The 9,396-nt window shown below is 73.9% G+C and carries 8 protein-coding genes; 4 read left to right on the top strand and 4 right to left on the bottom strand.

The features are described from left to right. Window positions 1–514: 514 nt before the first annotated feature. The gene (locus ACIQCH_RS09670; protein ID WP_402579766.1) at window positions 515–2,581 is read right to left on the bottom strand and encodes a phosphocholine-specific phospholipase C; all 2,067 of its coding nucleotides are present in this window, start codon (window positions 2,579–2,581) and stop codon (window positions 515–517) included. 241 nt (window positions 2,582–2,822) lie between these two features. Between ACIQCH_RS09670 and ACIQCH_RS09665 the strand changes: the two genes are divergently transcribed. Continuing rightward, on the top strand, window positions 2,823–3,287 hold the full coding sequence (locus ACIQCH_RS09665) for a hypothetical protein (RefSeq protein WP_402579764.1): 465 nt from the start codon (window positions 2,823–2,825) through the stop codon (window positions 3,285–3,287). 134 nt (window positions 3,288–3,421) lie between these two features. Here ACIQCH_RS09665 and ACIQCH_RS09660 read toward each other — a convergent pair whose 3' ends face one another. Together ACIQCH_RS09660 and ACIQCH_RS09655 are read right to left on the bottom strand one after the other, a co-directional pair. After that, window positions 3,422–4,339, bottom strand: coding sequence for an AAA family ATPase (locus tag ACIQCH_RS09660; RefSeq protein WP_402579762.1), 918 nt, complete (start codon window positions 4,337–4,339; stop codon window positions 3,422–3,424). A gap of 5 nt (window positions 4,340–4,344) precedes the next feature. Further along, the gene (locus tag ACIQCH_RS09655) at window positions 4,345–5,562 is read right to left on the bottom strand and encodes an RNA ligase (protein WP_402579760.1); all 1,218 of its coding nucleotides are present in this window, start codon (window positions 5,560–5,562) and stop codon (window positions 4,345–4,347) included. Window positions 5,563–5,779: 217 nt separating this feature from the next. On the opposite strand from ACIQCH_RS09655, the gene ACIQCH_RS09650 reads away from it, so the two are divergent. Next, window positions 5,780–6,193 (top strand): rodlin, encoded by a 414-nt coding sequence (locus ACIQCH_RS09650; RefSeq protein ID WP_402579758.1) that lies wholly within the window; start codon window positions 5,780–5,782, stop codon window positions 6,191–6,193. A 103-nt stretch (window positions 6,194–6,296) separates the two neighbouring features. Here the strand turns inward: ACIQCH_RS09650 and ACIQCH_RS09645 are convergent, their stop codons facing one another. Beyond that, window positions 6,297–7,388, bottom strand: a complete 1,092-nt coding sequence (locus ACIQCH_RS09645; protein WP_402579756.1) for a PHP domain-containing protein — start codon at window positions 7,386–7,388, stop codon at window positions 6,297–6,299. A gap of 124 nt (window positions 7,389–7,512) precedes the next feature. On the opposite strand from ACIQCH_RS09645, the gene ACIQCH_RS09640 reads away from it, so the two are divergent. Further along, complete coding sequence (locus ACIQCH_RS09640) at window positions 7,513–7,947, top strand: ester cyclase (protein ID WP_402579754.1); 435 nt, start codon at window positions 7,513–7,515, stop codon at window positions 7,945–7,947. A gap of 97 nt (window positions 7,948–8,044) precedes the next feature. Continuing rightward, complete coding sequence (locus ACIQCH_RS09635; RefSeq protein ID WP_402579752.1) at window positions 8,045–9,367, top strand: CapA family protein; 1,323 nt, start codon at window positions 8,045–8,047, stop codon at window positions 9,365–9,367. Window positions 9,368–9,396: the final 29 nt, after the last annotated feature.

The following is a 9,396-nucleotide window of genomic DNA, read 5'->3' as shown; positions in this document are numbered from 1 at the left end:
CGCCGTAGAGTGCCAGCTCAGACAGCCTGCTCCCCGCGCCTGCGGGGATGACCCCTCCGAGTGGAGGTTCACCGGCTGCCACGTCAACTGCTCCCCGCGCCTGCGGGGACGCCCCCGGCACCTCGTCCCCCGGTGCGCCGGTCAGCAGCTGCTCCCCGCGCCTGCGGGGGATGATCTGGCCCGCGCCTCGACGGTGCTGTGGTGGAGGGCCTGCTCCCCCGACTTGCGGGGATGACCCCGAGGTGAACGCGGCGGCCCGGACTGGCGGCGTTTGCTCCTCGCGTCTCCGGGGCCTCACGCCGCACGGGGACGCCTCCGGCGACCGGTGCCCGGCTCTCGGTCGGGGACGGATCGTCGAGTGGGGACGTGCCGCGAGTTGTTCGTGGCCCGGAGGCGCGCGTACGGGTGGCCCCGGCTTGGCGGTTGGGCGGGTTGGTCAGCGGTGCCGAGGGTGGCGGGCGCGCCGACGCCCGTGCCGGGACGGGCACGGGCGTCGGGCGGGCTACCGGCCTCGTCAGGAGGAGTGCTCCGTGAGGATGGCCGGGTCGGAGAGGCCGGGGGTGCCGGTTTCCACCTTGCCGGCGAAGCGGCGGAGGAAGTCCGGGGTGCCGGAGGCGGTGACCGTCACGTCGTACCAGCGGCGGGAGTTCCGCAGGGAGACCGTGTGGGTGACGGTGGCGCCCTTGGGGACCGTCAGGCGCTTCGGGCCGCCGCCGTAGGCGTTGACGACCGTGAGCGCGGCCGTCGAGGACCCCGCGTTGGTGCAGGTGAGGAACAGGTTGCCGGTGGTGGCGTCGTGGCGGGCCGTCACCTCGGGGCCCGGGGTGGTGCCAGGGTTGCGGAAGCCGCGCAGGAAGCCGTTGGGGCCGTGCACCGTGAGGTCGGTGACCCCGGCCGAGTACCGGGTGTTCCAGGTGTCGGCGATCGACTTGCCGGCCTCGGTGGTGTACGTCCACGGGGCGTCGGTGCGGTTGCCGGAGGTCACGTAGAACTGCGCGCCCAGGTCCGGTCCGCCGCTGAACGTCAGCCGGAACCGGCCCTCGTCGGTGAGCGCCGCGCCGTCGACGTACGGCGCGTACCCCAGCGGCCGGGTCGGGCGGGCGCCCTTCTCCTGGCGTGGCATGGACCCGACCGCCGGGGCGGGGGCCTTGAAGTCCGGGTGCCGCTCGCGGTCCTGCGGCTCCCAGGCACCGGTGTCGGGCAGCCGTACCGCACCGGTGTCCTTGCGGCGGAAGTCGAAGGCGGAGGTCAGGTCGCCGCAGACGGCCCGGCGCCACGGGGAGATGTTGGGCTCGTGCACGCCGAAGCGCTGCTCCATGAAGCGGATGACCGAGGTGTGGTCGAAGGTCTCCGAGCAGGAGTAGCCGCCCGTGCTCCACGGCGAGACGACGAGCATGGGCACGCGCGGGCCCAGGCCGTACGGGCCGGCGACGTACCCGGGCTTGCCGGGGAAGACGTCCAGGGCGGTCGGCGTGGTCGACAGACCCTGGTTCGCGTTCGCGGGGGCGTACGGGGGGACGACGTGGTCGAAGAAGCCGTCGTTCTCGTCGTACGTGATGAACAGCGCGGTACGGGCCCACACGTCGGGGTTGGAGGTGAGCGCGTCCAGGACCTGCGCGATGTACCAGGCGCCGTAGTTGGCGGGCCAGTTGGAGTGCTCGCTGAACGCCTCGGGGGCGGCGATCCAGGAGATCTGGGGGAGCGTCCCGGCGGCGACGTCGGCCCGGAGGCGGTCGAAGTAGCCCTCGCCGGCCTTGGCGTTGGTGCCGGTGCGGGCCTTGTCGTGGAGCGGGGTGCCGGGTTGTGCGTTGCGGTAGGTGTCGAAGTAGAGGAGCGAGTTGTCGCCGTAGTTGCCGCGGTAGGCGTCGTCGATCCAGCCCCAGCCGCCGGCCGCGTCGAGGCCGTCGCCGATGTCCTGGTAGACCTTCCAGGAGATGCCGGCGGCCTCGAGGCGCTCGGGGTAGGTCTTCCAGCCGTAGCCGGCCTCGGCGTTGTTGAGGACCGGGCCGCCTCCGGTGCCGTCGTTGCCGGTGTGGCCCGACCAGAGGTAGTAGCGGTTCGGGTCGGTGGAGCCGATGAAGCTGCAGTGGTAGGCGTCGCAGACGGTGAACGCGTCGGCGAGGGCGTAGTGGAACGGGATGTCGTCCCGGGTCAGGTACGCCATGGTGGTGGCGGTCTTCGCGGGCACCCAGTTGTCGTACCGGCCCTTGTTGAACGCGCTCTGGCCGCCCGCCCAGTCGTGGTTGAGGCCCTGGAGGAACTCCATGCCGAGGTCGTCGGACGGCGGCCGGAAGGGCAGCGTCTCCTTCGTGCCGTCGGACTGGTGCCAGACCGGCTTGCCGCTGGGCAGCGTCACCGGGCGCGGGTCGCCGAAGCCGCGGACGCCGCGCAGCGCGCCGAAGTAGTGGTCGAAGGAACGATTCTCCTGCATGAGAACCACGATGTGCTCGACATCGGCGATGGTGCCGGTGGTCCCCTGCGCGGGGATGGCGGCGGCGCGCGCGATGCTCTCGTTGAGCGCGGTCAGGGCGGCGGCGCCGCCCGTGAGCTGCAGGAAGCGCCGGCGGTTGAGTTCTGCCATGGCAGGAACACCTCTGCGGTTGAGGGCGGTTGAGCGCCCCCAGGACAGCGTGCCCGGGGGACCGGAGAGGGAGCCTCGCGTGACGTCCGCGGATACGCCAGGCGAACGGCAGCCGGATGTGGGCGGAGTTCGGCCACTCCGTCGGCCGGGAGGTCAGCGCCCCGCCGTCCGGTCCGGCTGCGCCGTTCCGCGGTGAACCGCGCACCTCCACTGTCATCCTGGAGCCGGGAGGGGGTGCTGGGTGGACGAGCAGGAAAGCAACCACGAGTTGTTGACGCCGATGGACAACCACGCCGTCGGCATGGAGGTGGCCGCGCTCGTGGGAACCATGGCGGCGACGCCGTTCCTCCAGGCGGTCGCGACGCACTTCGGCAGCGCACTGGCGGGGTCGATCGACGAAGCCACGCGGGGCGCCGTCCGCCGGTTCCTGCGGCGGGAGGTCGCCCGGGCCCCAGCGCCGACGGAGCCTGAGAGCAGCCCGATGTACCTGCACACCGAACGGGGCTGGGTGCTCGTCGTCGATGCCGAGTTGCCGGCCGAGGCCCTCCAGCACCTCCTCCTCGCGGAGAAGGCCGCCGCGCCGGCCCTGGACGCCTCTCCGCCCCCGCGTCTCGTGTGGGGAGGCGTCACATGGCGTCTGACGGGCGTGCGGGACGGCGGCATCGCGGAGCACACGTGGGAGCCGGCCGCCGGCCGATGGAACTGACGGGTGCTGCAGAAGGCTCGGCGCGGGGTGGGGACCGCGTGGCGTGGCGCGGGCCCGCCCGTGCCGGCCGGCAGCCCGCTCCCTGCGCCCGCAGAGCGACGGGGCGCGTGGGCGCAGGGAGTGGGTCCGAGCCGTCAGAAGTTGCCGTAGTTGACCTGCCAGGTCGGCAGGCCCATCCGGCGCCACACCGCCACCACGCGGTCGCGGTCGTCGAGGGAGACGCGCACCGCGTAGCGGTGGCGGACGTGGCGGTCGAACAGCTCGGTCTTCACGACGTCGTCGCTGCGGCCGTCGTCCGCGGCCCGCATCCACAGCTCGTCGTACGGCACGCCGTGCCGCTCCAGCCAGGCCTCGGTGACGGCCCGGTGGTCCTCGCTGCGGCCCGACAGCAGCACGATCGTGTCGCCGTCCGCCCGCCGGAACGAGTGCAGGGCCTGTCGCACCGAGACGTTGAGCAGGTCCTCGTCGCAGCGCGTGAAGTCGTACGGGCCGCGGTCCCCGCGCAGCGCGAGCGTGCCGTCGATGTCGCACAGCACCGCCGAAGGCAGTGCCGGGTCCGCGACGTACGGGGTCACGCCCGGGCGGGCGTTGAACCACTCGGCGGTGAGCCGCCAGCCACCGCGCCGCGCCTTCGCGTGCTTGTCGGCGAGGATGCGGATGATCTCCTCGCCGACCGCCCGCTCCCGACCGGCGTCACGGCGCACGCACTCCTCCACGGGCACGTCCGTGAAGTCGTGCACGACGAACTCCGCGTCCAGCCCGTTGACCGCCGCCTTCAGCCGCTTGGGGATGTGCGGGGTCAGGTGCGTGTTGTCGACGACCACGTCGAAGCCGCCCTCGACGGCCGCGCGGACCGCCGCGTCCTGCACGGCGAGCACGGTCTGCTCGTGTGCGTGCGAGCGGTTCCGCTCGGGTGCGGGGACGTCGAGCATGGCCCGCAGGTCGTCGAGGTTCACGCGGCGCATCCGGCCGCCCGACTCGGCCTGGAGGGCCCGCGCGGCCGTGGTCTTGCCCGAGGCGGGCAGCCCCGTCATCACGTGTACGTGGGGCACGGAAATCAGTTCTCCTCGTCGTTCTTGAAGGGGTCGGCGGCCGCCGGCCGGATCCGACGCCACGTCAGCAGCTCGGTGGAGCGGCCGTCCAGGCGCTGGAACACGGCCGCCCGCACGTCCCGGTCCGGCAGTTCGCGCACGGCACGCGCGAACGCGCCCCGGTCGGCGGCCAGATGGGCGAGCGAGGCGTACGCCTCGTCGATGGCCCGCTCGCGCTCCGCGAAGGACTTCTCCAGCCCCTCGATCAGCCCCCGCACCCACGCGTCGAACTCGTCCGGCACCTGCTCGAGCAGCGCGTCCAGCGGGCGGCCGCCCTGCGAGCGCAGGCCGGACAGCTCGGACAGCGGCAGGCCCAGTCCCTGGGCCAGGCGCTTGGCCGACACGCCGGCGAACCGCTGGATGCCGTGGCCGCGCCAGACGTCCCGCTCGGTGACGCCGGTCAGCACCTTGTGCAGGCGTACGTACTCGGCGAGCTTGGCCTTCGCGCGCACCCCGGAGGCGTACCGCAGCACGAACCCCTCGGCGTCCATGCCGGTGGCCCGACCGCCGCCGGGCAGCGTGTTCGCCCCGGTCAGCCGCAGCAGCTCCGCCAGCGGCATCGCCGGCCACGCCCGCACCACGGACCCGATCCCGTCCCACCCGGTGGCGGCCTCCGCCAGCGGCACCTCGGTGCCGTCCGCGCCGAACGCGGCCAGCAGCACCAGGTCACGCCGCTGCCCGTAGTCCACGACGATGCGGTTCTCCGGGTACAGGATCTCCGCCAGGTACGTCACCCCCGGCACCAGCGCCGAGGTGTCGGCGCCGTCCAGCCGGCGCTGCGCCCAGCGGGCCTGCTCGCTGACGAAGGAGCCCTTGGACGCCACCCGCCAGCGGTCCGCGTAGTGGAAGACCACCGCCAGGCTGCCGTCGACCTTGTCGTACACCTCGAACGGCTCGTCGGGCAGGGCCGGCGCGTACGGCTGCCCCGACTCGTGCTCGCCGACGTTGAAGAACTTCGGCAGCGGCAGGGCGACGACCTCACCCGTGACGTCGTCGGCCACCAGCCCGCGGCACCGGACGGTGATCCGGTTCCAGACGCGTTCGTACTGGCACACCCGCGTGTACGTGTAGATCGACAGGGGCAGCTCGGGGTGCGCCTTGCGCGTGACGTGCCCGGCGTCGATCGCCGTGGCGAGCTCGTCCGGCGGCAGCAGATCGTGGAGAGTCAGGCGGTCCTGGCTCATGGGGTCCCTCCCTCGGGTGATGCGCCATCCTCCCGTGCGGATGCGATCCAGGGGAAACGAATAAGCGCAGGCCACGGGTGGGGACGCGGTCCCGGCCCGGGCGGTTCCCACCGGTTTCGCCGGGCTGAGCGGGTGAAGGGGCGCAACCGCGGCGGGGCCGCTTCGTTGGGCACGGCGCCCCTCGAAAGGGCCCCGTACGAGAAGGAAGACCCCCACAATGCTCAAGAAGATCATGCTCACCGCTGCCGCCACCGCCGCCGTGGTCGGCGCCGGCGCCGCCGTCGCCGCCCCGGCCATGGCCATCGGCAACGACGACGGCATCAACACCGTCAACGGCAACGGTGCCCAGCAGATCTACGGCAACGGCAAGACCGAGGGCGTCATGAGCCCGCAGGCCAGCCTCGTCCAGGGCACCGCGAACAAGCTCTGCCTCGGTGTCCCCGCCAAGGTCAACGCGCAGTCCGTGCTGGCGATCATCGCCAACGTCGGCGTCCAGGACATCCCGGTGCTCTCCGCGCCGCAGGTCCAGCAGTGCGCCGAGAACTCGACGCAGGCCAAGGGCGACGAGCCGCTCTCGCACATCGCGGACAACATCCCGGTCCTGTCGGGCAACGGCGCCACCAACAGCTGACGTCCGTAGCCGGCCGGGGGCCGCGGTGCGCGAGGGCGCGCCGCGGCCCCCGCCCGTGGGCCGCCGCGGTCGCTCACCCCCCGGTCACTCACCCCCCGGTCACTCACCCCGCGGCCGCCCCCTCGGGAACGCGGCCCTCCCGGGTCCAGGCCAGCAGCTGCTCCGCCGACCACGCCGTGACCACCCGGTCCACCGGCACCCCGCACTCGTCGGCCCGCGCACAGCCCAGGACCTGCCAGTCCAACTGACCCGGCGCGTGCGCGTCGGTGTCGATCGCGAACAGCGTCCCCGCCGCCACCGCCTCCCGCAACAGCCGGCGCGGCGGATCCAGCCGCTCCGGGCGGCTGTTGACCTCCACCGCGGTCCCGGACTCCGCGCACGCGGCGAACACCTCCGCCGCGTCGAACTCCGACTCCGGACGGCCCCGGCCCGTCACCAGCCGCCCCGTGCAGTGCCCCAGCACGTTCGCCCGCGGGTGCCGCACCGCGGCCACCATCCGCCGGGTCATGGCCCGCCGCTCCATCCGCAGTTTCGAGTGCACGGACACCACGACCAGGTCGAGCCGGTCCAGCAGCTCGGGTTCCTGGTCCAGGGAGCCGTCCTCCAGGATGTCGCACTCGATGCCGGTCAGCAGTCGGAACGGGGCCCACCGGGCGTTCAGCCGCTCCACCACGTCGAGTTGCTCGCGCAGCCGCTCCGGTGACAGCCCCCGGGCCACCGTGAGGCGCGGCGAATGGTCCGTCAGGACCGCCCACTCGTGGCCCAGTTCGGCGGCCGTCGCGGCCATCTCCTCGATCGTCGCGCCGCCGTCCGACCACTCCGAGTGCACGTGGCAGTCGCCGCGCAGCGCCTTGCGCAGCGCCAGTGCCCCGGGCGCCGCGACCCGGCCCAGCCGCCCGTCCGCCCCGCCCGCGGCCTCGTGCTCCGCCACCGCCGACTCCGTGGCCTCCCGCTCCAGCCGCTCCAGATAGGCGGGGACCTGCCCGGCCAGGGCCTCCGCGACGACCCCGGCCGTCTTCGGCCCGATGCCCTTGACCGCCTCCAGAGTCCCGTCCGCCGCCCGCCGCTCCGCCTCGCCCGGCGCCATGGCGGCCACCTGCGCGGCGGCCGTGCGGAAGGCCCGTACCCGGTACGAGGGCGCCAGGGCGCGTTCCAGCAGGAACGCGATGCGCCGCAGCGCGGCCACCGGATCCATGGGCGCCTCCCGGAACCCCCCACCCCAGGATGGACCGCCGTCCATTGGCCCGCGACCTGGGTGGACGCGCCCCGGCGTGGGAAAATGGGGAGGTCACCCGGGTGCGCAACCAGGGAGGTGGATCATGGGACAGGCCCGCGAGGTCATGGACCGGCTCACCGCGGCGCTCACCACGACCAAGGACCTCAAGGCCGTCGCCGCGTGCTTCGCGGAGGACGCCTGCGCGGTCACCCCGGACATGGGCGTGCTGCGGGGGCGGGACGAGATCGTCGAGTACTTCCGGCAGGTCATGGACGCGATGCCGAACGCGACGTACGAGGCGGTGCGCCGGCACGAGACCGCCGACACCGCCATCGACGAGGGCTTCTACCGGGGCCGGAACACCGGACCGCTGGAGCTGCCCTCCGGCGAGCTGCTGCCGGCCACCCACAGGGAGGTGCGGATCCGGGGCGTCGACCTCGCCACCGTCGCCGACGGCCTGATCACCGAGTACCGGGTCTACTTCGACCAGTTGGAGTTCCTGGAACAGCTCGGACTGCTCCCCGAACCGACCGACTGAGGTCGGCCCTCCCCGATCACCGGCGCCGGGGAACGGACGTGCGAGAGTGGGCGTGCGTACCGGTGCACCGACACCGGCGGACGACGGGGGGCACGGCATGGCGGGCGGGACGGACGGCACGGGCGACGACGGCCGGACCGAGGACGACGGCGCCACCCCCGGCGCCGCCGGGCGCCGTGCCGGCCGGGCCCGGCTCCTGGTGGGCGCGGTCGCCGGCCTCGCCCTGCTCGGCGGCGGCGCCCTCCTCGCGGCCGCCCTGCTCGGCGGCCACCCGGCCCGCACGGCCCAGAGCCTGCGCCCGGACGCCGGCGCGTCCACGCACCCCGGAGCGTCCGCCGGCCGGGGGACCGCGGCCCGGCCCGGGACCGGCCACCGCCGCTTCACGCTCGTCGCCACCGGCGACATCATCCCGTACCCCTCGATCGTCCAGCGGGCCCGGGACGACGCCGGCGGCCGCGGATACGACTTCCGCCGGATCCTCGCGGGCGTGAAGCCCGTCGTGCACGCCGCCGACCTGGCGATATGCCACCACGAGATACCGTACGGACCGTCCGGCGGCCCCTTCACCGGATACCCCCTCTTCCAGGCCCCGCAGCAGCTCGCACGGGCCATCAAGGACACCGGCTACGCCTCCTGCTCGACGGCCTCCAACCACACCCTCGACGCCGGCTTCCAGGGGCTCGCCCGCACCCTCGACCAGCTCGACCTCGCCGGCGTCCGGCACACCGGATCCGCCCGCACCGCCGCCGAGGCCCGCCGGCCCGCCCTGCTGACCGCCGGCGGCGCCACCGTCGCCCAGCTCTCGTACACGTACGGCACCAACGGGATCCCGCTGCCCGACGGCAAGCCCTGGGCCGTCAACGTCATCGACGCCGAGCGGATCCTCGCCGACGCGCGGGCCGCCCGGCGGGCCGGGGCCTCGGTGGTCGTCCTCAGCGTCCACTGGGGCACGGAGTGGCAGACCGCCCCCGACGAGCAGCAGCGCGAGCTGGCCCGGCGCCTCACCGCCGCCCGCACCGACGGCCTGCCCGACGTCGACCTGATCATCGGCACCCACAACCACGTCCCCCAGCCGTACGAGAAGGTCAACGGCACCTGGGTGGTCTACGGCATGGGGGACCAGGTCGCCAGCTTCTACGAGGCCGACAAGCGGCGCGGCAACGAGTCCTCCATCCCCCGCTTCACCTTCGAGCCGTCCGCGGCCCACCCCGGGCGCTTCGACGTCGTCAAGGCCGAGTACCTCACCCAGTACTCCGACATGCGCGGCACCTTCCGGGTGGTGTGCACCTCCTGCGCGGCGACCACCTCCACCGCCGCGGAAGCCGACCGCCGGGAGTACGCGGCCGTGGACGCCCGGGTCACCGACGCCGTGCTGTCCCGCGGGGCCGCCGGTCAGGGCCTGCTCCGGGCCACCCGGTAGGGCCCGGGCCGCCCGGTTGGGGAGGAACC

The organism is Streptomyces sp. NPDC093225, from assembly GCF_044753805.1.
In the GTDB taxonomy this organism is placed as follows: Bacteria; Actinomycetota; Actinomycetes; order Streptomycetales; family Streptomycetaceae; genus Streptomyces.
Note: the sequence above shows the minus strand (reverse complement) of the source record. Positions and strands in the feature narration are given on the sequence as shown.

Bases quoted from the DNA above. Each gene is read 5' to 3' on its own strand.
- ACIQCH_RS09670 (WP_402579766.1), bottom strand. From the start codon at position 2,581: ATGGCAGAACTCAACCGCCGGCGCTTCCTGCAGCTCACGGGCGGCGCC.
- ACIQCH_RS09655 (WP_402579760.1), bottom strand. From the start codon at position 5,562: ATGAGCCAGGACCGCCTGACTCTCCACGATCTGCTGCCGCCGGACGAG.
- ACIQCH_RS09650 (WP_402579758.1), top strand. From the start codon at position 5,780: ATGCTCAAGAAGATCATGCTCACCGCTGCCGCCACCGCCGCCGTGGTC.
- ACIQCH_RS09645 (WP_402579756.1), bottom strand. From the start codon at position 7,388: ATGGATCCGGTGGCCGCGCTGCGGCGCATCGCGTTCCTGCTGGAACGC.
- ACIQCH_RS09640 (WP_402579754.1), top strand. From the start codon at position 7,513: ATGGGACAGGCCCGCGAGGTCATGGACCGGCTCACCGCGGCGCTCACC.
- ACIQCH_RS09635 (WP_402579752.1), top strand. From the start codon at position 8,045: ATGGCGGGCGGGACGGACGGCACGGGCGACGACGGCCGGACCGAGGAC.